Annotated in this window: 20 protein-coding genes; 9 read left to right on the plus strand and 11 right to left on the minus strand. The window is 69.0% G+C overall.

Annotated features, from left to right (window positions below):
• A partial coding sequence (locus tag AC5E6L_RS05350) for a hypothetical protein (RefSeq protein WP_491771782.1) occupies positions 1–255 on the minus strand: 255 nt, incomplete at its 3' end.
• A 139-nt stretch (positions 256–394) separates the two neighbouring features.
• Between AC5E6L_RS05350 and AC5E6L_RS05355 the strand changes: the two genes are divergently transcribed.
• Entirely contained in the window at positions 395–988 is a 594-nt protein-coding gene (locus AC5E6L_RS05355) for a hypothetical protein (protein WP_491230204.1), read from the plus strand.
• 9 nt (positions 989–997) lie between these two features.
• Here AC5E6L_RS05355 and dksA read toward each other — a convergent pair whose 3' ends face one another.
• Positions 998–1,417 carry an RNA polymerase-binding protein DksA gene (gene dksA, locus AC5E6L_RS05360; protein WP_491230203.1) on the minus strand — a complete coding sequence of 140 codons (420 nt, stop codon included), beginning with the start codon at positions 1,415–1,417 and terminating at the stop codon, positions 998–1,000.
• A gap of 203 nt (positions 1,418–1,620) precedes the next feature.
• Here dksA and AC5E6L_RS05365 point away from each other — a divergent pair, with 203 nt between their 5' ends.
• The 4 genes from AC5E6L_RS05365 to AC5E6L_RS05380 all read left to right on the plus strand — a co-directional run bounded on the left by AC5E6L_RS05365 (position 1,621) and on the right by AC5E6L_RS05380 (position 5,355).
• Positions 1,621–2,127, plus strand: coding sequence for a SixA phosphatase family protein (locus tag AC5E6L_RS05365; protein ID WP_491771785.1), 507 nt, complete (start codon positions 1,621–1,623; stop codon positions 2,125–2,127).
• Positions 2,128–2,224: 97 nt separating this feature from the next.
• Positions 2,225–3,673 (plus strand): YcjX family GTP-binding protein, encoded by a 1,449-nt coding sequence (locus AC5E6L_RS05370; protein ID WP_491771787.1) that lies wholly within the window; start codon positions 2,225–2,227, stop codon positions 3,671–3,673.
• Positions 3,670–4,752: a YcjF family protein gene (locus AC5E6L_RS05375; RefSeq protein ID WP_491230243.1), complete on the plus strand. Its 1,083-nt coding sequence runs from the start codon at positions 3,670–3,672 to the stop codon at positions 4,750–4,752. Before AC5E6L_RS05370 ends, AC5E6L_RS05375 begins: the two co-directional genes overlap by 4 nt.
• A 69-nt stretch (positions 4,753–4,821) precedes the next feature.
• On the plus strand, positions 4,822–5,355 hold the full coding sequence (locus AC5E6L_RS05380; RefSeq protein ID WP_491230244.1) for a hypothetical protein: 534 nt from the start codon (positions 4,822–4,824) through the stop codon (positions 5,353–5,355).
• 13 nt (positions 5,356–5,368) lie between these two features.
• Here AC5E6L_RS05380 and folK read toward each other — a convergent pair whose 3' ends face one another.
• The 5 genes from folK to AC5E6L_RS05405 all read right to left on the minus strand — a co-directional run bounded on the left by folK (position 5,369) and on the right by AC5E6L_RS05405 (position 7,953).
• Positions 5,369–5,878 (minus strand): 2-amino-4-hydroxy-6-hydroxymethyldihydropteridine diphosphokinase, encoded by a 510-nt coding sequence (gene folK / locus AC5E6L_RS05385; protein ID WP_491230245.1) that lies wholly within the window; start codon positions 5,876–5,878, stop codon positions 5,369–5,371.
• The gene (folB, locus tag AC5E6L_RS05390; protein WP_491230246.1) at positions 5,868–6,227 is read right to left on the minus strand and encodes a dihydroneopterin aldolase; all 360 of its coding nucleotides are present in this window, start codon (positions 6,225–6,227) and stop codon (positions 5,868–5,870) included. The genes folK and folB overlap by 11 nt, the downstream gene beginning before the upstream one ends.
• Positions 6,220–7,104 (minus strand): dihydropteroate synthase, encoded by an 885-nt coding sequence (folP, locus tag AC5E6L_RS05395; RefSeq protein ID WP_491771790.1) that lies wholly within the window; start codon positions 7,102–7,104, stop codon positions 6,220–6,222. The genes folB and folP overlap by 8 nt, the downstream gene beginning before the upstream one ends.
• 35 nt (positions 7,105–7,139) lie before the next feature.
• Positions 7,140–7,460, minus strand: a complete 321-nt coding sequence (locus tag AC5E6L_RS05400) for a 2Fe-2S iron-sulfur cluster-binding protein (RefSeq protein ID WP_491230663.1) — start codon at positions 7,458–7,460, stop codon at positions 7,140–7,142.
• A gap of 121 nt (positions 7,461–7,581) precedes the next feature.
• On the minus strand, positions 7,582–7,953 hold the full coding sequence (locus tag AC5E6L_RS05405; protein ID WP_491230662.1) for an Hpt domain-containing protein: 372 nt from the start codon (positions 7,951–7,953) through the stop codon (positions 7,582–7,584).
• Between the two features lie 339 nt (positions 7,954–8,292).
• Here AC5E6L_RS05405 and AC5E6L_RS05410 point away from each other — a divergent pair, with 339 nt between their 5' ends.
• The gene (locus tag AC5E6L_RS05410) at positions 8,293–13,071 is read left to right on the plus strand and encodes an apolipoprotein A-IV repeat region-like domain-containing protein (RefSeq protein ID WP_491771793.1); all 4,779 of its coding nucleotides are present in this window, start codon (positions 8,293–8,295) and stop codon (positions 13,069–13,071) included.
• Between the two features lie 85 nt (positions 13,072–13,156).
• Here AC5E6L_RS05410 and AC5E6L_RS05415 read toward each other — a convergent pair whose 3' ends face one another.
• The 4 genes from AC5E6L_RS05415 to AC5E6L_RS05430 all read right to left on the minus strand — a co-directional run bounded on the left by AC5E6L_RS05415 (position 13,157) and on the right by AC5E6L_RS05430 (position 17,204).
• Positions 13,157–13,801 (minus strand): ABC-type transport auxiliary lipoprotein family protein, encoded by a 645-nt coding sequence (locus AC5E6L_RS05415; protein ID WP_491228959.1) that lies wholly within the window; start codon positions 13,799–13,801, stop codon positions 13,157–13,159.
• Between the two features lie 72 nt (positions 13,802–13,873).
• Entirely contained in the window at positions 13,874–15,253 is a 1,380-nt protein-coding gene (locus AC5E6L_RS05420) for an MlaD family protein (RefSeq protein WP_491771795.1), read from the minus strand.
• An 11-nt stretch (positions 15,254–15,264) separates the two neighbouring features.
• Positions 15,265–16,041, minus strand: a complete 777-nt coding sequence (locus AC5E6L_RS05425; RefSeq protein WP_491771797.1) for an ABC transporter ATP-binding protein — start codon at positions 16,039–16,041, stop codon at positions 15,265–15,267.
• A complete protein-coding gene (locus AC5E6L_RS05430; protein WP_491771805.1) occupies positions 16,041–17,204 on the minus strand; it encodes an ABC transporter permease in 1,164 nt (387 codons plus the stop codon). The genes AC5E6L_RS05425 and AC5E6L_RS05430 overlap by 1 nt, the downstream gene beginning before the upstream one ends.
• 147 nt (positions 17,205–17,351) lie before the next feature.
• Here AC5E6L_RS05430 and dgcA point away from each other — a divergent pair, with 147 nt between their 5' ends.
• The 3 genes from dgcA to AC5E6L_RS05445 all read left to right on the plus strand — a co-directional run.
• On the plus strand, positions 17,352–18,353 hold the full coding sequence (dgcA, locus tag AC5E6L_RS05435) for an N-acetyl-D-Glu racemase DgcA (protein WP_491771799.1): 1,002 nt from the start codon (positions 17,352–17,354) through the stop codon (positions 18,351–18,353).
• A gap of 62 nt (positions 18,354–18,415) precedes the next feature.
• Positions 18,416–19,192 (plus strand): SDR family oxidoreductase, encoded by a 777-nt coding sequence (locus AC5E6L_RS05440; protein WP_491771801.1) that lies wholly within the window; start codon positions 18,416–18,418, stop codon positions 19,190–19,192.
• 87 nt (positions 19,193–19,279) lie between these two features.
• Positions 19,280–20,782: phosphate acyltransferase (locus tag AC5E6L_RS05445; protein WP_491771803.1), on the plus strand; the 1,503-nt coding region annotated here is incomplete at its 3' end.

Here is a 20,782-nt window from a genome sequence, read left to right on the forward strand (position 1 = left end):
GCTCTCGCGCCGCTCGCCGGAAAAGGCGACCAGGCCGATCACGGAGGCGAACAGGTAGAAGACGCCCACCATGGCCAGGATTCCCAGCATGGCGAGCAGGAAACCCTCGTCGATCTGGTCGCGAAAGAAAAACAGCCCGCCCGCCAGCCCGAGCGAAACCACGCCAACGATCATGAGCCGTGCGGTCGCCGAAGGGCCGCCTTCGCGCCGCGCGTTGCGTGCACGGCCTGCGGAGCGGCGCGCTGCCTTGCTCATGCAATGATCCCGTCGCTTGCGTCCTTACCGTCCCGCCACGGTTGGACCACAATCCATGCGTGCGGGAAAGACCCGCACGGAAAAATTTGTCAGCCGGCCCACCGCTTGATAGCTGTGCGCAACGATCGAGGAGACGGCCATGGATTGGTTCACAGGCTTGTTCAGCGACCCGACGACCGCGCTGGCGGCATGGAGCCTTCTGGCCCTGGTCGCATTGCTCCTCGCCGTTCTGGGGGTCGTGCGCTTCAGGCACATGCGCAGCGGCATGTTCGTTGCCGGCGGCCGCAGGCATCGTCTGGCGGTGCTGGACGCCACGGCGATCGACAATCGCCGCCGCCTGGTGCTCGTGCGGCGCGACGATGTCGAGCATCTGATCCTGATCGGCGGCCACAATGACCTGGTGGTCGAGGCGGGCATCGGCGAGGACGGCAAGCAGGGCAAGGACGCCGGCCCCGCCGCCAAGCCGCAGCGCCCGATCGCGGCATTCGGCCCCTCGGCGCCGGACCGCCCAAGGAAACCGCCGGCAGAGCCGCGGGCCCCCGGAACCGCGCCGCGGCGCATCGAACCGGCTGCGTCCTCCACCCCGGCGGCGGTCAGGCCCGCCGATCGTCCGCCCATGCCGCAGGCTCACCCGGCCGCCGAAGCCACCCCTGACGGCGATTCGCTCGATGAGGAAGTGGAACGGCTGCTGGACGGGCTGATCGATCCGACGGCCAGGTCGGACCGCACATAGGGCCGGCGCTCAATCGTCCCGATAGACCTTTTCGCGGCGCTCGTGGCGTTCCTGCGCTTCAAGCGACAGGGTCGCGATCGGCCTTGCGTCGAGCCGCTTGACGCCGATCGGATCGCCCGTTTCCTCGCAGAAGCCGTAGGTGCCGTCATCGATGCGCTTGATCGCCATGTCGATCTTGTTGATCAGCTTGCGCTGGCGGTCGCGCGCGCGCAGCTCGATCGCGCGGTCGGTCTCCGAGGTCGCCCGGTCGGCGATATCGGGGTGATTTGCGCTTTCGCGCTGAAGATTTTCGAGGGTCTCGCGCGACTCGCGCAGCAGGTCGCTCTTCCACATGGTCAGCTTGCCGCGGAAATAGGCGCGCATCCGGTCGTTCATGAAAGGCTCGTCTTCGCTGGGCTCGTAGCCGTTGATCGCGATCTCGTCAGGCATGGCGTGATCCCCACATGAAGATTGGCCGCTGTATAATCGCAGCCCGTCGGCGCCTCAAGTTGCAATTGTGTGAGCCGGCGGCGGCCCTGCGGCCGTCCGCGCAAGGCATCGGGCGTCGCCCATTGCGCCCTGGAACGATTGCGCCGCGGGCATGTCCGCGATATGCGGTCGGGCGCGGCATGGCGCCGACGGGGGAGAGAACCATGAGCAGGCTGTTCTTGTTGCGCCATGCCAAGGCCGAGTGGTCCGCGCCGGGCCAGCCCGACTTCGACCGGGCGCTGGCCGCCTCGGGCGTCGAGGACGCAAGGGCGCTGGCCGCCGCCATGGTCGGGCGCGACCTGCTGCCCGGCAAGGTGATCTGTTCGGCGGCGCGCCGGGCGCGGCAGACGCTCGATGCGATCAACACGGTGCATGACCTGTCTGGCATCGCCAGCTACGATCAGGACCTTTATGGGACCGACGCGCCCGGCTACCTTGAGGTGGCGGCCAAATCCGGCTTCGACGGCGACCTGATGCTGGTCGGCCACAATCCGATGCTCGAAGACGTCGCCATGGCGCTGTCGGCCGACGGCCAGAGAGCGCTGCTCGACGAATTGCAGATGGGGTTCCGCACCGCCGGCCTGGCGGTCATCGCCGTCGACGGCCCGCTGTCGCGCATCGAGACCCAGCGCGGGCGGCTGGAAGCCTACCTGACGCCGGCCAACGCCTGACGGGAGAGGACGTCGCGCGCACTCCCTTTCAACGTCACCGCCGCCCGCCTATATCGAAGGCGCACCGGCGCCGACCGCAAGCGGGGAACCGAACGCCTTGAACCCACTGACATCGCTCGGCGATGAGGCCAGGATCGCCCTGGATACCGCCGCCGGCCGGGCGGCGGGTCTGTTCAATCCCACCTTGCGCCTGGGCGTGACCGGCCTTTCACGCGCCGGAAAAACGGTCTTCATCACCGCGCTGGTCCACAACCTCGTCCACGGCGGCAGGCTGCCCCTGTTCGAGGCGGTTCGTTCGGGACGCCTGGCGCGCGCCCGGCTGGAGCCACAGCCCGACGACCAGGTGCCGCGCTTTGCCTATGAGGAGCATGTGCGGGCCCTGGTCGACGAGCGCATCTGGCCGGAATCGACCCGGTCGATCAGCCAGTTGCGCCTGACCCTTCAATATGAAAGCGCATCGGGCTGGAACCGCGCCTTCGGCCGCGGGCGGCTGCATCTGGACATTGTGGACTATCCGGGCGAGTGGCTGCTCGACCTGCCCCTGCTGCGGCGGGACTTTCGAACCTTTTCGACCGAGGCGACCGAGCAATCCGAAAGCGCAGCGCGCCGCGAGGTGGCCCGAGACTGGCGCGCCATCGCCGAGGCGACCGATCCGGAAGGGGACGCCGACGAAGCGCGGGCCGAAACGCTCGCGCGCGCCTTCCGCGCCTATCTGACCGCCTGCCGGAACGCAAGCCGCTCGCTGTCCACGCTCCCGCCCGGCCGGTTCCTGATGCCCGGCGACATGGAGGGCTCGCCCGCCCTGACCTTCGCGCCGCTGACGCGCCTGGCCGACCGGCCGCGCGCCGGCAGCATGCAGGCGCTCATGCAGCGTCGCTACGAAGCCTACAAGGCGCTGGTCGTCAAGCCCTTCCTGCGCGCCCACATCACCCGCCTGGACCGCCAGATCGTGCTCGTCGACGCGCTGTCGGCGATCAATGCCGGCCACGAGGCGGTCGCCGATCTGGAGCGGGCGCTGACCGAGATCCTGAGTTGCTTCCGGCCGGGCCGGACCAATCCCGTCTCGGCCCTCGTCAAGCGCCGCATCGACCGCATCCTGATCGCGGCGACCAAGGCCGACCATATGCACCATGAAAGCCACCGGCGGCTCGAAGCGGTCATCGACAGGCTGGTCGAACGCACGGCCGACAAGGCCAGCCTTTCGGGCGCCTCGGTCGACACCGTTGCGATGGCCGCCGTCCGCGCCACGCGCGAGGCGACGGCGACCGAGGGCGGCGAAACGCTGCCCCTGGTTGTCGGAACCCCGATGCAGGATGAGAGGATCGGCCTGGAAACCTTTGATGGAAAACGCCAAACGGCGATCTTTCCCGGCGACCTTCCGGCCGATCCCGAACGGTTGTTCGCCGGCGCTCAAGGCGCCGGACAGCGCTTTGTCCGCATGCGCCCGCCGCGCCTCGAACGCAGCGGGGACGGCGCCACCTTGTCCTTGCCGCACATCCGTCTCGACAAGGCGCTCGAATTCCTGCTGGGAGACCGGCTGGCATGACAGGACGGCCCCGCGATCCCCGCGCCTTTGCCGTCGAGGCGCCGCCCCGGCCGGACGCGGCGTCCGGAAGGGAACGCGCGCCGCGCGCCATCGACGATCCGGCGCGCATCGAGATGGCCGAGGAGGATGTCTTCGAGCGCGAGAGCGGCGATGCGCAAACGCCGCCGCCGCCGGGTCGCGCGCGCCGGGGCGGCATCGGCCCCGGCGCCGTCGCGGCAACGGCCCTTGGCGTCATCGTCGCGCTGGCGCTGGGCATCTGGTTCGAGCAGCTGGTGGGCGCCCTTTTCGAGCGCCATCGGGTCCTGGGCCGGATCGGGCTCGGCGCGATCGCAGTCCTGGCGGTCGCCGCCGCCGTCGCGATCGGGCGCGAGGTCGTCGCCATCGGCCGCCAGAGCGTCGTCGACCGGGTGCGCGAGGAGATCGCCGCGGCACTGGACGGCTCGAACGCAGGCGCCATGACGGCCGCCACCGAAAGGCTCGCGGGCCACTATGCCCGTCATCCCAAGACGGCGGCCGGCCGTGCCCGGCTGGCGGAGCTTGAGGCCGACATCATCGACCCGGAGGACCGCTACCGGATCACCGAGCGGGCGCTTTTGTCGGCGCTGGACGCCGAGGCGCGGTCGCTGGTCGTGAACGCCGCAAGGCGGGTGTCGGTCGTCACCGCCGTCTCCCCAAGGGCGCTCGTCGACATCGGCTATGTCCTTTTCGAGAACGTCCGCCTGATCCGCGCGATCGCCGCGCATTATGGCGGCCGCGCCGGCGCCTTGGGCACGCTCACGCTGGTGCGCCGCGTCGTCGGCCATCTCGTCGTCACCGGCACCGTCGCGGTCGGAGACAGCCTGATCCAGCAACTGGTCGGCCAGGGCGTCGCCGCGCGGCTTTCGGCGCGTCTGGGCGAAGGGGTGGTCAACGGGCTGATGACCGCGCGCGTCGGCATCGCCGCCATGACCGTCTCGCGCCCGGCGCCCTTCATCGCCCTGCCGCGTCCGACCCTGACGGAGATTGCGCGCGCGCTCGGTCGCCATTGGTCCGCCGCCGGAGACGACGCAAATCCCGATGCGAAAGACAGCGCCCGATAGGCCGGAAACAACGATGCCTTAACCATTGAAGGCAATGATCCCGCCCGTCCGCCGATCAACGGAGCCCCCATGCCCGACCGCCTGGCCCTGCCCCTTCTTGCCCTTGTGGCCATCCTCGCAACGCTCGCGCCGGCCCATGCGGACAAGGCGCGCGAGGCCCGTTTCTTCCAGCAGATCGAGGGAAAGTGGCGCGGCCCCGGCGAGATCGTCGCCGGCAAGTACAAGGGCACCAGGTTCATCTGCCGGTTCGACGGATCGGTGCCCGGCTCCTTGCTGGGCATGTCGCTTGAGGGCGACTGCCGCGTGGGCCTGTTCACCCAGCGCATGTCCGCCTCCGTCGCGCGCGAGGGCCGAACCTACAAGGGCACGTTCCTCGACGGCGCCGGTGGCGAGGGGCTCGACATAACCGCCGGCCATGTCGGCCAGGACCGGGTCGCGCTCACGCTGAACCGCAAGCGGCTCGACGGCGCCATGCTGGCGCGCCTTGCCGACCCGAACACGCTGAACGTGACGGTCTCGGTGCGCGTGGGCGATGCGTTCGTGCCGGTGATCGGCATCAGCCTCGACCGGCTCGACCCGGTCAAGGTCGGAGCGGTGCGCTGAACGCAGCCCGGCCCTATTTCGGCACGCACAGCCGCGTCTCAGCCATCTCGATGCCCGTCCTGTCGGCCTTTTGAGCGGCCTTGCGCACGCTGCGGCCGCCGATCGCCCCGAACGGCGCTATATCGGCCAGCGGCACCAGCACGAAGGCGCGCTCGAACAGGCGCGGATGCGGCAGGGTCAATTCCGGCGTCCGCATCGCGACCTCGCCATGGGCGAGAATGTCGATGTCGAGCGTTCGCGGCCCCCAGCGCCGCGCCCGCGCACGGCCGGCCAGGCGCTCGGCCTCGCGCACGCGCAGCAACAGCGCCTCCGGCGCGAGATCGGTGCGCAGTTCCGCGCAGGCGTTCAGAAAGCGCGGCTGGTCCGTGATCCCCCATGGCGGCGTCCGGTAGACCGGCGATACGGCGACGACGCATATGCCCGGCTCGGCGTGCAGCCGGTCGAGCGCGCCCTGCATGGCCGCGCCGACCGCGCCCACATTGCCGCCAAGGGCGATGAGCGCGCTGACAGGCTCACGCGTCATGGCAGACATGCACCTCGATATGGTCGAGCACGCCCGTCACGGGCGCGTTGGGCTTTCTCAGCGTGATCTCCGCACGCCTGATCTGGGGAAAGCGGGCGCACAGCGCCTTTGCGATCTCCAGCGCGATGGCCTCGATCAGATAGCGGCGCTTGCCGGTCACGATCCGCTCGATCTCCCGATAGGCGATGCCGTAATCGACGGTGTTGGCGATATCGTCATCCTCAAGCGCCCCGCCCGGCTCGACGAAGAGCCGCGCATCGACATAGAAACGCTGGCCGAGAAACTCCTCCTGGTCGTACACGCCGTGCCGCGCAAAGAAAGCGCAGTTCTTCATCCTGATCTCATACATGGCCGGGCCGCTCCGTTGACTGGCCGCTCGCGCTCCGGGCCGCGACCATAGCATCGGCCACGGCCAGCGCGTCGCGGCTGGTTGCGACATCGTGCACGCGGAAAAGCGCCGCGCCCGCCATGCGCAAAAGCGCCGTCGTCGCCGCCGTCGCAACGTCGCGGCCGGCGGCCTCGCGGCCGGTCAGACGGCCGATGAACCGCTTGCGGCTCGTGCCGGCAAGAAGCGGGAAGCCAAGCGCGTGCAGCGCGCCGAACCGGGCCATGAGGGCGACATTGTGGCCCGTATCCTTGGCGAAGCCGAACCCCGGATCGAGCACGATCCGGTCCTCGCCCACGCCGGCCGCAAGGGCGATCTCGATCGACCGGGAGAAAAAGACGCGCTGATCCTCGATCGGGTCGGGCAGAACGTCGCGCTGGCGCCCCGTGTGCATGACGATCAGGCCGGCGCCATGCTCGGCGACGAGGCGCGCGATCGGCGGTTCGCGTTGCAGGCCCCAGACATCGTTTATGACATCGGCGCCGGCCTCAAGCGCCGCGCGGGCGGTCTCGGCGCGATATGTGTCGACCGAGACCGGCGTGCCGGCAAGCCTGGCGCGAACGGCCCTCAGCGCCGGCAAAAGCCTTCGGCGCTCCTCGGCGCCGTCGACGGGCGCCGCGCCCGGCCGCGTGCTCTCCGCGCCGATGTCGATGATCGCGGCGCCTTCGGCGACCATCGCCGCCGCCGCGTCAGACGCCCGCCGGGGCGTCCGGTTCAGCCCGCCGTCGGAGAAGCTGTCCGGGGTGACGTTGACGATGCCGACCAGATGGCCGGCCGGGCCGAGCGTGATCGCGCGGTCGGCGGCAAGCCGCCATGACCGGGGCGCGAAAGGGTCGCCCACGGCCGGGGTATCCGGGCTTTGCGCGGGCCGCGCGATCAGGCCTGCTGCTCGGGAACGCGCACGACGAGACCGTCGAACGCATCCGTCATCTTGATCTGGCAGGACAGACGCGAATTGTCCCTGGTATCGAAGGCGAAATCCAGCATGTCCTCTTCCATGACGTCCGGCTGGCCGACCGTTTCGGTCCAAGCCTCGTCGACATAGACGTGGCAGGTCGCGCAGGCGCAGGCGCCGCCGCACTCCGCCTCGATGCCCGGAACCGCGTTCCTGATCGCGTTCTCCATCACCGTCGAGCCGGCCTGCGTTTCAAGGACGAACTCGGTGCCGTCAAAGGCGACGATGGTGAGCTTTGGCATCACGGACTCCGGCAGGCGCCTCACGAGCGGGCGCGGATCGACAAGCGCGACTTAGCCGTTCGCCCCCAATTGTCAAGCAAGGGTGAGATCGCCCAGGCACGGGACCGCCGGACCGGGCGGGTCAGCGCAGCAGCGAGTTGATATAGTCGCAGGTGCGGTCGATTTCGGCGAGCAGGGCGCGCACGCAACCGCGCTCTTGCGGCGACCGCTCCACCGCCATCGCCGAGTCGGCGATCGCGCCCGCGCCGATCGCCAGCGCGGCCCCTTTGAGCGTATGGGCGTTGTGCTTTCGCTGCTCGTCGCTGCACTGAGCATCGACCGCCCGGCCGACCGCCTTGGCCTGCCTGAGGAACAGGCGAAGCACCTCCTCCTCAAGCGCCTTGTCGCCCCCGGTCTGTCGCGCCAGCTTGACCAGATCGACCGGTCGGGCGCGCCCGACCGTGGCCCCGCCCATGTCCGGCGTCTCGAAGACCGGATGTCCCTGTTGTGCCATTGCCTGCCTCGCGCACCCACATCGTCCGCAGTCCGTACGCCGAATGCTGGCACGAACAAGTGGGCAAGCGGTTAATGCGAACGGGCGCGACTTCGCCGCAAGCCTTCCCCGGCGCCGCGATCGGGACGCGCCCGACGCAAAAACGGCGATCCGACGATGCGTTAACTTTATCTTTAAAGTTTTTGAGGGCTGCGCGATCTCGTGTTCCATTCTGGCACCAATGGTTCTACGATGCGCCGTAATCATGCAGGCGCTCCGGCTGCGGTCTCGACCGGGGTGACGGACGTCGGCGTATGTGACAACCGGGATCAACCCGGAACAGCATCAGGCGAGGCTTTCATGGCGCGGAACAGGAATGTGGCGGACCTGGACGCCGATATGGAGATGGCGCTCCAGGAGGCGTTGGAAAACGATCTGGCGAACGACGAAGCCGACGTCGACCTGGACAACGAGCTGTCTTTGGATGAGTTCGAGGAACAGGTGAGCAAGGCCGCCGACGCGCTTTCCGCCGGCAACGCGGGGAGCAAGGCACCCGGCACGCCGCCCGACGGCGCCGGCGGGGCAACCAAAGAGCCCGCCGCGCCCACGCCCGCCTTGCAGGCGCCGATCGCGGCGGCGGCGACCAAGCCGGTCTTCCATGCCGCCAACGACGACAATGCCGAACGCGAGTACGCCCAGCTTCTCGAACGCATCAACGCCGCGCCGAGCGGCCGCCCGGTCCTTTGGGCATCCCTGTTCGGCCTGGCCTGGCTCGGCGGGGCCGCCGCCCTCGCCCATGTGCTTTATGCGCCCGATGTCTGGCAGATCCGCGCGATAGAGCAGTTGCGCGCCCTGCCCGGCGCGATCGCGATCGCCGTCGGCACGATCGTTCCGGTCTTCGTGTTCCTCGGTTTCGGCATCATGGTTCGCCGCGCCGGCGAGATGCGCAATTCGGCCCGGTCCATGAGCGAGATCGCCTTCCGCCTGGCCGCACCCGAAAAAGTCGCCCATGACCGCGTCGCCATGGTCGGCCAGGCGGTGCGCCGCGAGGTCGCCGCCATGGGCGAGGGCATCGAGCGCACGATCGCGCGCGCCACCGAACTCGAAGCGCTGATGCAAAACGAGGTGAACGAGCTCGAACGGGCCTATTCGGACAATGAGGTGCGCGTGCGCTCGCTGCTGAGCGAACTGGGCAATCAGCGCGAAGGCATCGTCACCCACTCGGAGCGGCTCCGCGCGTCGATCTCGGGCGCGCACGAGCAGCTGCGCGACGAACTGACGGCCGCGACCGATACGCTGACCGACACGGTGAGCAGCGCCTCCGACCAGTTGACCGGCGCCCTGAACCAGACCGGAAACGGCCTGATCGACCGGATGAACGAGACGGGCGTGTCGCTCAACGCCACCATTTCAGGCCAGATGGAGACCATCGCCGAGCACTTCCATTCGAGCGGCGGCGCGCTGGCCGAGCTGATCGAGACCCGTATCGCCGATCTGGGCGCCGTTGCCGAGACCGCCAATCGCGACCTGGGCGCCACGGTCGAAAGCCAGTTCGAGCGCATGCACTCGATGCTGTCCGATCGCGGCGCGCATCTTGTCGGCGAGTTCGAAACGCGCATCTCCGCCGTCGACCAGAGCACCGAGCGCCTGAACGCGGCGCTCGACGCCCGCGCGCGCCAACTCAACGAGACGCTGCTGGAGCGAACGCGCGCCATCGCCGACACGCTGTCCAGCAATGCCGAATCCATCGGCCAGACGGCGGAAGCGGCGCGCGCCCAGGTCGCCGATCAGGTCAAGGCCGTCGAGACCTCCCTTGCGGCGACGATCGAAACGCGCGGCGCGGCCCTGACCGAAGCGCTCGACACCGCGACGGGCCGGGTGGCCGGCACGATCGACGAACGGACCGCCGAGTTCATGGCCAAGGCCGAGGCGCGCGGCCAGGCCATGGCCGACGCGGTCAACCGCTCGACCGAGGCGCTTTCCGCCTCGATCGACGACCAGGCGGCCAGGCTGGACAGCAAGACCGAGGAACTGATCGGGCGCTTCGCGGCCGTGACCGAGGACGGCGTCGGCAAGCTGGCCGCGCAGCTCGACACGGCCAGCCGGCGCATGGACGAGAAAACGCAAGCGGCCTTCGCCGCGGCCAACCACAACAGCCAGCGCATGACAAGCGCGCTCCAGGAGCAGGCCGCGGCGATGGAAAGGCGCGCCGCAGCGCTCGCCGAACAGGTCGATTCGGCGGTCAGCGATGTCACCAACCGCTTCGCCAGGAGCGGAGCGACGGCCGCCGATGCGATCGGCGCCTCCGCGCAGGGCGCGCTCGAAAGCCTTCAGGCGTCCGAGCAGCGTATGACGGCCGGGCTTGCCGATGTGAGCGAAAACGCGCTCGCAAGGCTGAACGGCGTGGGCGAATCCCTGGTCGACCGGCTGCGCGACACCTCGACGGAGACGACGGCGCGATTCGCGCAGACGGCCGACAATTCGGTCTCCGAGATCGAAGCGGCCAATCAGCGTCTGGTCGCATCGATAGAAGCGCTGCGCGCGCAGACCGGCGGAGCGCTCGGCGCGATGAGCGACGAGACGGTCGCCCGCCTTTCTGGAGCCGGCGAAAAGGCCGCCCAGCAGATCACGACGGCCGCGCAGGCGACCGTCGCCGGCATCGAGGCGGTGAACCGGCGCGCGTCCGACACGATCGACGGCCTCAGGCAGTCCACGGTCGAGCAACTCGAAACGGCGAGCGAGGCGATGACCTCCAGCCTGGCCGAGGCGGGCCGGCGGGCCGTCGGCGAGGTTGCCGGCGCCGGCGACGACGTCGCCGCAAAACTGGCCGAGACATCGCGCAACACCGTCAAGGATCTCATGGCCGCAGGCGATGAGACGGTCGGCGCCCTGACCGCCTCCGCCGAGACCTCGGTCGCGCTGATTTCCGAGACGACCGGCTCGTTCCTGGAGCGGCTCGACGAGCGCACCGGCGCCATGTTCGGCGCGACGCAAAAGGCGGCCGAGGCGCTGTCGTCCGCCCTGCAGGCACCCGGCATAGACATCGAGGCCAAGGCGGACGAACTGACCGGCCGCCTGACGGCGATGGCCGCCGAGATCGCCGCGGCGGCCGAGGTCCGCACGAACGCCACCGTCACCGCGCTGGCCGATGCCTCGCAAACGCTCCAAAACGCGTTCCAGTCGCAGACGGGCATGGTCGACGAGCGGACCCGGACCCTGCAGAACGCGCTTGAGATCGGCGTCGACAATGTCCGCCGCGTGCTCGAAGACAGCGCCGGCAAGCTCGCCGGCGCCCTGCGCGACAGGGTGGTGGAAACGCGCGATGCGATCGAGGCGGAGGCGCAGCGGGTCGTCGAACTGGGCGCCGACCAGAGCCATGCCGCATCGGAACGCCTCAAGGCGGTTCTGTCCGCGCACAACAAGGCGCTGAGCGAGGACATTGCGGCCTACGACCGGCAGATCGGCGCGCGCACCGGCGCATTGGCCCAGACGCTCGAAACAACCGCCGTGCCGCTCATCGAAAGGCTCGGCAGGGACGGGGCCGATGTCGCCGCCCAACTCGAAACCGCAACGCGCGCGGCGACCGAGCGCCTGCGCGCCGAGAACGAAGCGCTCGTGTCGGCGCTCGCGGCCGGCACCGCCGACACGATCACCGCGGTCGAATCGGCGCAGAGCAACCTTTCGGGCTCGTTCGAATCGCTGCTTGAGCGCACGCGCTCGACCGTTTCCTCGGCGCGGGACGATCTGGGCGGTTCGGTCGGCGGCCTTCTGGACCGCCTCTCGGCGTCCAACGCCAAGCTGGGCGAGCTTATCGAGGTGGCCGCGGGCAATCTGGGCACGCTCGAAACCAGGCTTGCCGAAAGCGCCGACGGCTTCAGCAGCCGGCTCGGCACGATCCAGAGTGAATTGCGCGAGACGACCGAAGGGTTTTCGCGCCACGCCGACGGGGTCGCCAAGACCCTTCAGACATCGGTCTCGCTGCTGGGATCGAACACAGAACAGCTCGACGCGATCTCGCAGAAAACCCTGTCGGGCATCGTGGCGATCGCCGCCCGTTTCGACGATCACGGACGCGCGCTCGCTTCGGCCTCGGACCTGCTTGAGCGCGCGCAGTCGAGCCTGGAGACGACGCTGACCGGCCGCCGCGACGCGCTGGAGGCGCTCGCCGCGGGGCTCGTCACCAAGTCCGAGGACATCCAGCAGATCATGCACTCCTTCGAGCGGGTCATCAACGGCACGCTCTCCAGCATCGAGCAGCGCGCCGTCAGTTCGACGGACATGCTCGCGACCAGCATCCGCAAAACGGCCGAAGACGCGATGAGCCGGTTCGACGAGGCGACAGCGCAGATGCGCCAGGTTTCCGCCTCGATCAGGACCGAGCTGGAAAGCGCGCGCGACGAGGTGCGCCGCGGCGTTCTCGAACTGCCCGAGGAAACCCGCGAGAGCGCCAACGCGATGCGCCGGGCCGTGGCCGAGCAGATCGGTGCCCTCAGGGACCTGTCGCGGATCGTCGAGGAATCGGGAAGGGCGTTCGACGTCAAGGGACCCACCCAGGCGAAAAATTCCCAAAGCCAGCCGGAGAGCACGCGGACGCCGATGCAGGCCAAGCCCGTTCCCGCGATGTCCTCGGGCGCCGAGCTGCGCAGCAGCATCGACCTTGCGCCGCCGAGCGCGCCGCAAACGCGCGAACCGGCGCGGTCCGCGCCCGCGGGCGAAGGCGGCGGCTGGGTCAGCGATCTGCTCAAGCGCGCTTCGAGCGACGAGCCCCCGGTTCAACCCCAGCGCGCGCCGGCCCAGGCGGTGGATTCGCTCAACTCGCTGACCGTCGACATCGCGCGGGCAATCGACCACGAGGCGGCGAGCCAGTTGTGGGAACGCTATCGGCGCGGCGAGCGGGACATCTTCACGCGCCGGCTCTACACGCTGGCCGGTCAGCGCACCTTCGACGAGATCAAGGCGCGCTATGGGCGCGACGCCGCCTTCCGCTCATCGGTCGACCGCTATATTCGCGACTTCGAGCGGCTGCTCGCCGATGTCTCCCGCAACGATCGCGACGGGCTGATGATGCAGACCTACCTGACCTCGGATACCGGCAAGGTCTACACCATGCTCGCGCACGCCAGCGGCCGCCTGCAATAATCGCCGCGATCGCCGGCCCACCTGCCCCCGCGCCCCCCAGGCGCGGGGGTTTGCATGTCGAAAGGTCCCTGTCGGGCGGGTGCGGTCAGATCAATTCGCCGACCCAGGCGACGATATCGCCGGCCACCTGCGTGAACGCCAGGTTGAGCGCGCGCACATAGGCATCGGGCGTGCCGCTGCGCGAAACCGGAACGGTGGCCGAAAAGCGGCGGTCGGCCCGCACGATCCCGTTGCGATCGTCAAGCAGTTTGACCACGATTTCGACCTCGGCGGCGGCATGCGGGATATCGATGCCGAAGGACCGGATGTCCGAGACGATCTGATAGTCGATCGCCAGACCCTGTCCCGGCAGGCCGACGCCGGAAAAACGGTCGGCCCGGTCGAAGCTTTCGGCAAGGCGGCGCTGCACCAGCCGCGGCAGCCGGTCACCCCATTGGGAGGCGGCCAGATACTGGATCGTGAACGGCGCCGTCTCGACCACGATGTCTCGGGTATCGAGCGCCTGGACGGCATCCGGCTCGGCGATCAGGATCTGCGTGCCGCCGCGCACCGGTTCCGCTTCGACCGTCCGGGGCGCCGTCAGGTCGAACGTATCGGGCGGGCCGTCGACGGCGCAGCCCTGCGCCATGATCGAACAGGCCGCGAGCGCGCCCAGCGCGCGCGCCGCGTGTCCCCTTGCCGACCGGCCGGCCACGGGCCGGGCGAACTCGTCCTCACCTTGCTGGCGCATGAACGCAAGACCACCATTGGACGCGACCGGAACCAGGGCCGGTGACGATCGCGCTTGCCGGGCAACGCCTTATCAGCGTCTCTGGCGGGCGTCAAAGCGCTTGACGTCCGCATCGCCGCCAAAGATCAGACGTTGCGGGTCGCGCTCGATGGTCGTGACCGCCTGTTCGATGCGGGCGATCGAGCGGCGCGTTTCGGCGACCAGCGCCTCCACATCGCGCAGGCCGCGCTCGGAAAACCGCTCCAGCCCGCCGCCGATCGAATCGAGCCGCGCATCGAGATTGGCGGCGACGTCGCGGAAGGCGCGCAGCGTTTCGGCGGCTTCCGCGATGAGGGTTTCACCGCCCTCGCCCCCCTCGCCCAGGAAGGACTCAAGGCCCGCCAGCACGCCATCGACCCGCGCGGAGGCTCCGTTCAGCCGCGCGCTCAATTCGGTCACGTTGGCGAAGATCACATCGATGTCCTCGCCGCGCCCTTCGAACGCCGTCGTCACCTGTTCGAGATCGGCGGCGATCTCGCGCGCCGAGCGGCCGGCATCGGCGAAGCCGTCGACCGCAGCCGTCACCGCCTCGGGATCAACCGCGTCCAGCAACCGGTCGACGCGGTCGAACGTGCCGTCCACGCGCGCACCGGCACCCTCCAGCCCCTCGATCATCGTGCGGACCGAGGCGACAAGCCCTTCCAAATCGGTCGAAGCACGGTTGAGATCCTCGGCGAACGACCGCGCCTCGGAGACGATTGCGCGCACATCGTCCGGATCGACGGCCGCGATCAGCGCATCGGCGCCGGCCAGCGTCCGTTCAAGCGAGCCCGCCACCGTCTCAAGCGAGCTCCCAAGCGCGCCGATCCCGGTCAGGAACTCGTCGATCCGGCCCGCATTGGCCGCCAGCGCGTCGCTGATCTCGGTGACATTGCCGACCGCATCGGTCAGCGGACCGCGCGCGTCCGAAACAAAGCCCTCGACCTCCGACAGGATGTTGTCGGCCCGGTCCGCAATGTCCTGGGCCGTCGCCAGAAGATCGTTGAGCGGCGTGGGGTCGGCGGTGATCGTGGCGACCGCGCCGCCTTCCTCGGCAAGCTGGAAGACGTTCGGCTTGTCCACATCCCCCCCCTCAAGCTCGATATGGGCAACGCCGGTCAAACCGGTGAAGGACACCACCGCGCCGGTGGCCTGGGTGATGGGCAGGTCGCGCCGGACGATCCCCTCGGCAATGACGACGCGCGGATTGCCCGCATCGAAGCCGAGCCGTTCGATCTTGCCCACGTCGATGCCGTTGAACTTGACGGCGCTGCCGTTCGCAAGGCCGGTCGCCGAGCCCTCGATGACGATGTTCAGGCGGGCGGTCTCGCCGCCCGTATCCAGCCGGGCGATCCAGTAGACAAAGGCAAAGGCGGCCGCAAAGACCAGGACCGTGAAGGCGCCGACGGCAACATAGTTTGCTTTCGTTTCCATGCCCGCAAGCCTCACCTGGTTGGGGCGGCGATGTGCCGGGCCCGCTTTCCACGGAAATAGGACTTAATCCACGCATCGTCATGGGCAAGCATGTCACAGAGCGGTCCGCACGCGATCACCTTGCCGCCGCCCAGCACAGCGATCCGGTCGGCCACCGTGAACAGGCTGTCCAGATCGTGGGTGACCATATAGACCGTCAGGCCCATCGTGTCGCGCAGATTGGCGATCAATTCGTCGAACTCGGCCGCGCCGATCGGATCGAGCCCCGAGGTCGGCTCGTCGAGGAAGACAAGGTCCGGGTCGAGCGACAGGGCGCGCGCGAGCGCGGCCCGCTTGATCATGCCGCCGGACAGTTGGGAGGGGTATTTGTCCGCGTCGGACGGCTCAAGGCCGACCATCTCCAGCTTCACGATCGCCAGTTCGCGCATCAGCTTTCGCGGCAGGCGCACATATTCGCGCATCGGCACCTCGATGTTCTCGGCCACCGTCAGCGCCGAGAACAGCGCGCCATGCTGGAACAGCACGCCCATGCGCATGTCGATGCCGATGCGCCGATCCTCGTCGATCGTCTCGACGTCATGTCCGAACAGGGAGACCGTGCCGGCCTGCCTGGGCGTCAGTCCGAGGATCGCGCGCATCAGGACGGACTTGCCGGTGCCGGAGGCGCCCACAAAGCCCAGGATCTCGCCGCGCCGCACATCGAGATCGAGGTCGTGCAGCACCACATGGTCCCCGAACCGGACGCGGATGCCGCGCACGCCAAGCACGATGTCGCTCGCGCCGGCCATCAGAAATCGACCGCCGCAAAGAACATGGCGAACAGGCCGTCGACGACGATGACCACGAAGATCGCCTTGACGACGGAGGCGGTCACCCGCTCGCCCAGCGACTCGGCGCTGCCGCCGACCTTCATGCCCTCCACCGAGGCGATGATGCCGATGATGATCGCCATGAACGGGGCCTTGATGATGCCGGCATAGAAGGTCGACAGGTCGATCGCATCGCGCATGCGCGCAATGAACGCCTCGGGCGATATCCCCGAATAGACCTGCGCCACGAAGATCGCGCCCGCCAGCGCCGACATGTTGGCGATGAAGGTCAGAAGCGGCAGGGCGATCACCAGGGCGACCAGGCGCGGAAACACCAGAACGCCGACCGGGTTCAGGCCGATCACGGTCAGCGCGTCGACCTCCTCGCGCATCTTCATCGATCCGATCTCGGCGGTGATCGCGCTGCCCGACCGGCCGGCGATCATGATCGCCGTGAGCAGGACGCCGATCTCGCGCAGCACCAGGATGCCGACCAGATCGACGACGAAGATCTCGGCGCCGAAATAGCGCAACTGGAACGCGCCCTGCTGGGCGATGATCGCCCCGATGATCGACGACATCAGAACGATGATCGGAATGGCACGCACGCCCATGCGGTCGATCTGGTTGATCACCGGCGCCATCGCCAGCGTGTTGCGGTGGCCGGACTTCATCTGGCTGCCGCGCACCGCCGCGCCGAGCATATGCAGGCCCATCACCGCATCGCCGCGCAGTTCGTAGACATAGCGGCCGATCGAGCCGAGCGCGGCAACCAGCCCGCGCAGACCGGCGCCGGCCGGCCGCGCCGCCGGCGGACCGACGCTCTCGGCCACCGCCTCGACGAGCCGGACCCCGGACGGCGGCAGGCCGGACAGGCGCACCGGGCGGTTGCGCGCCTGCGCGGCGCGCATGGTCCGCACGATCAGCCAGGCGCCGGACGTATCGACCGCCTCGATGCCGCCGGCATCCAGCGTCAGCGTGCCCGCATCGGCGGCCGCATCCAGCGCCCGCCGCAGCGGCGCGTCGACGGCGCCGACGGTCGCGGTCAGCCAGGCGCCTTCGAGCCGCAGCCGCCGATCGCCCGGCGCGCCGTCGAGCAGGACGCGCGGCGCCGCGTGCTGGGGCAGCCGCTTCCGGTCCATGTCCTGGCTGGTGACGAGGCTCATGACCCCTTCTAGCGCGGCGCGCGGCGCCCGTCAGCAGCAAAGGCCACAGCGCCGGCCCGGCCATTGCGCGGTCGGGCGGGCCGGGCGTAAAGCGTGTCGCGGCGCGGCGGAGGGATGAACGCGATGGTCGAAACGCTCGATATCAAGACGACGGCGCGGAGCTTTCCGATCGACGGGCGGTTCCGCATCGCGCGCGGCGCGCGGACCCGGGCGCAGGTCGTCGAATGCGTCATCGCGGACGGCAAGGCGACCGGCCGGGGCGAATGCGTGCCCTATGCGCGCTACGGCGAAACGCCCGAGAGCGTCGCCGGCCAGATCGCGGGCCTGCCACGGATCGAGGCGGGGGCAAGCTGCGAGGAGGTCCGCGCGACCATCGCCGCAAGCCTGCCCGCCGGCGCGGCGCGCAACGCGGTCGACTGCGCCCTTTGGGACCTTGCGGCCAAACGGTCCGGAACGCGCGTCCATGCGCGCGTATGCGGCAGCCCGCCGCGCCCGGTCGAGACCGCGCTGACGCTGTCGCTCGACACGCCCGAAAACATGGCGGACGCGGCGCGGGCGGCCAATATGCGCCCTCTTTTGAAGATCAAGCTGGGCGGCGATGCCGACGACACAGCGCGCATGCACGCGGTGACCGCCAACGCGCACGAGGCGCGAATCATCGTCGACGCCAACGAATCCTGGAACGAGGACAATCTGATCGGCATGATGGAGGAGGCCGCGCGCCTGCACATCGCGCTTATCGAGCAGCCCCTGCCCGCCGGCAGGGACGCCATCCTGGCGGACATCCCCCATCCGGTGCCCATATGCGCCGACGAAAGCGCCCATATTTCCGCCGACCTCGACGCGCTGGCCGGCCTTTACGACGTCGTCAACATCAAGCTCGACAAGGCCGGCGGACTGACCGAGGCGCTTGCAATGCGCGACCGGGCGCGCGCCATGGGCTTCGGCGTCATGGTCGGCTGCATGGTCGGCACCTCGCTCGCCATGGCCCCGGCCGTTCTTCTGGCGCAGGATGCCGACTATATCGACCTTGACGGGCCGCTGCTGCTGGCGCGCGACCGCAGGCCGGCGCTCCGCTATTGCGGCAGCACGGTCTCGCCGCCCGAACCGGCGCTTTGGGGCTGAACGCGCATTGACGCCGCCGCGCAACCGTTTACACCGGCGCCAACCACAAAGGGAGGCTCATCATGGATCTGGGACTGAGGGGAAAGAAGGCGATCGTGTGCGCATCGAGCCGCGGGCTGGGGCGCGGCTGCGCCGAGGCGCTCGCCCGCGAAGGGGTCGATCTGGTCATCAACGGGCGCGATGTCGAGACGGGCGAGAAGACCGCCGGCGCGCTGCGCGAACATGGCGTCGACGTTCGGCTCGTGACCGGCGCCATGTCCGACCCCGCGACCCAGCAGGCCCTGCTCGCCGCCTGCCCGGAGCCCGACATACTGGTCAACAACAATGGCGGCCCGCCATTGCGCGATTTCCGCGCGCTGGACCGCGAGGCGCTGCTCGGCGGGGTGACCGAGAACATGGTCACCCCGATCGAGATGGTGCAGAAGGTCATAGACGGCATGGCGGAGCGCGGCTTCGGCCGTATCGTCAACATCACCTCGCTGTCGGTCTACCAGCCGATCCTCGGGCTCGATCTGTCCTCGGGCGCGCGCGCCGGCCTGACCGCGTTCCTGGCCGGCATCGCCCGTTCGGTCGCCGACCGGAACGTGACCGTCAACAACATCCTGCCGGGCAAGATCGACACCGACCGCATTCGCCAGACCGTGGCCTATGCGGCCGAAAAGCGCGGCGTGGCGCTCGACGAGGAAACGGCGCGCCAGACCGGCCAGATCCCCGCCGGGCGGCTCGGCACGCCCGACGAGTTCGGCGCGACCTGCGCGTTCCTGTGCTCGGTGCACGCCGGCTACATCACCGGACAGAACATCCGGCTCGACGGCGGCGTCCATCAGAGCGCGTTTTGACGTCATCGCGCCCGATTGGCATTTGATGTCCGCACGGCGCCGGGCTACCCATGACAAAAAGAAGAACGGGTCGGAGAGGATCGGGCGATGACGGATGAGGACCGGGCGGCAGGCGGGGCGCACGCGGATCTGGACGAGAACGCGCTGTTCTTCCACCAGAAGCCGGTTCCAGGCAAGCTGGAGATCCGCGCGACCAAGCCGCTCGGCAACCAGCGCGACCTGGCGCTCGCCTATTCGCCGGGCGTGGCCGCGCCATGCCTTGCCATCGCCGCCGAACCGAAACGTGTCGCCGACTACACCGCGCGCGGCAATCTGGTCGCCGTCGTCTCCAACGGCTCGGCCGTCCTCGGGCTGGGCGATATCGGCCCGCTGGCCTCAAAGCCGGTGATGGAAGGCAAGGCGGTCCTGTTCAAGAAGTTCGCCGGCATCGACGTGTTCGACATCGAGATCGACGCGCCCGACGTCGACCGCATGGTCGATGTCGTCTCGGCGCTGGAGCCCACCTTCGGCGGCATAAACCTCGAAGACATCAAGTCGCCCGAATGTTTCGAGGTCGAGGAGCAATTGCGCGACACGATGGGCATTCCGGTCTTCCACGACGATCAGCACGGCACCGCCATCATCGTGGCCGCCGGCATCATCAACGGGCTGGAACTGGCGGGCAAGTCGATCGAGACGGCCAGGATCGTCACCTCGGGGGCGGGCGCGGCGGCGCTCGCCTGCCTCAACCTGCTCGTCTCGCTGGGCGCAAGGCACGACAACATCCTCGTCACCGACATTGACGGGGTCGTATATGAAGGCCGGCCGCGCCCGATCGACCGCTGGAAGGCGGTGTTCGCGCGCAAGACCGATCTGCGCACGCTCGAACAGGCCATCGAGGGCGCCGACGTGTTCCTCGGCCTGAGCGCGGCGGGCGTCCTCAAGCCCGCATATCTCGCCAGGATGGCCGACAAGCCGCTGATCATGGCGCTCGCCAACCCGGTGCCCGAGATCATGCCCGAGGAGGCGCGCGCCGCCCGGCCCGACGCGATGATCTGCACCGGCCGGTCGGACTTTCCCAATCAGGTCAACAATGTGCTGTGCTTTCCCTACATCTTTCGCGGGGCGCTCGACTGCGGCGCGCGGACGATCAACGAGGCAATGAAGATCGCCGCGGTCAACGCCATCGCGCAGCTTGCGCGCGAGGAGCCCTCCGACATCGCCGCGCGCGCCTATTCGGGTGAAACACCGATCTTCGGCCCGGACTATCTGATCCCCTCGCCCTTCGACCAGCGGCTGATCCTGAGGATCGCGCCGGCGGTGGCGAAGGCGGCCATGCAAAGCGGTATCGCCGACCGGCCGATCGCCGACATGGACGCCTATCGCGACCGGCTGAACCGCTTCGTCTTCCGCTCCGGGCTCGTCATGAAGCCGATCGTGTCGGCCGCGCAGGCCGGTGAGCTGCGGCGCGTCATCTATGCAGACGGTGAGGACGAGCGCGTGCTGCGCGCCGCCCAGATCGTGCTGGAGGACCGAATCGCCCGGCCGATCCTGGTCGGTCGTCCCGATGTCGTTGTCGCGCGCCTGAAGCGCTACGGCCTGCGCATCCGG

It is taken from the genome of Roseitalea sp., assembly GCF_984466335.1.

What these genes read in the sequence shown, in the direction of transcription:
- AC5E6L_RS05355 (WP_491230204.1), top strand. Translation starts at nt 395, where the DNA reads ATGGATTGGTTCACAGGCTTGTTCAGCGACCCGACGACCGCGCTGGCG.
- dksA (WP_491230203.1), bottom strand. Translation starts at nt 1,417, where the DNA reads ATGCCTGACGAGATCGCGATCAACGGCTACGAGCCCAGCGAAGACGAG.
- AC5E6L_RS05365 (WP_491771785.1), top strand. Translation starts at nt 1,621, where the DNA reads ATGAGCAGGCTGTTCTTGTTGCGCCATGCCAAGGCCGAGTGGTCCGCG.
- AC5E6L_RS05375 (WP_491230243.1), top strand. Translation starts at nt 3,670, where the DNA reads ATGACAGGACGGCCCCGCGATCCCCGCGCCTTTGCCGTCGAGGCGCCG.
- AC5E6L_RS05380 (WP_491230244.1), top strand. Translation starts at nt 4,822, where the DNA reads ATGCCCGACCGCCTGGCCCTGCCCCTTCTTGCCCTTGTGGCCATCCTC.
- folK (WP_491230245.1), bottom strand. Translation starts at nt 5,878, where the DNA reads ATGACGCGTGAGCCTGTCAGCGCGCTCATCGCCCTTGGCGGCAATGTG.
- folB (WP_491230246.1), bottom strand. Translation starts at nt 6,227, where the DNA reads ATGTATGAGATCAGGATGAAGAACTGCGCTTTCTTTGCGCGGCACGGC.
- AC5E6L_RS05400 (WP_491230663.1), bottom strand. Translation starts at nt 7,460, where the DNA reads ATGCCAAAGCTCACCATCGTCGCCTTTGACGGCACCGAGTTCGTCCTT.
- AC5E6L_RS05405 (WP_491230662.1), bottom strand. Translation starts at nt 7,953, where the DNA reads ATGGCACAACAGGGACATCCGGTCTTCGAGACGCCGGACATGGGCGGG.
- AC5E6L_RS05410 (WP_491771793.1), top strand. Translation starts at nt 8,293, where the DNA reads ATGGCGCGGAACAGGAATGTGGCGGACCTGGACGCCGATATGGAGATG.
- AC5E6L_RS05415 (WP_491228959.1), bottom strand. Translation starts at nt 13,801, where the DNA reads ATGCGCCAGCAAGGTGAGGACGAGTTCGCCCGGCCCGTGGCCGGCCGG.
- AC5E6L_RS05420 (WP_491771795.1), bottom strand. Translation starts at nt 15,253, where the DNA reads ATGGAAACGAAAGCAAACTATGTTGCCGTCGGCGCCTTCACGGTCCTG.
- AC5E6L_RS05425 (WP_491771797.1), bottom strand. Translation starts at nt 16,041, where the DNA reads ATGGCCGGCGCGAGCGACATCGTGCTTGGCGTGCGCGGCATCCGCGTC.
- AC5E6L_RS05430 (WP_491771805.1), bottom strand. Translation starts at nt 17,204, where the DNA reads ATGGACCGGAAGCGGCTGCCCCAGCACGCGGCGCCGCGCGTCCTGCTC.
- dgcA (WP_491771799.1), top strand. Translation starts at nt 17,352, where the DNA reads ATGGTCGAAACGCTCGATATCAAGACGACGGCGCGGAGCTTTCCGATC.
- AC5E6L_RS05440 (WP_491771801.1), top strand. Translation starts at nt 18,416, where the DNA reads ATGGATCTGGGACTGAGGGGAAAGAAGGCGATCGTGTGCGCATCGAGC.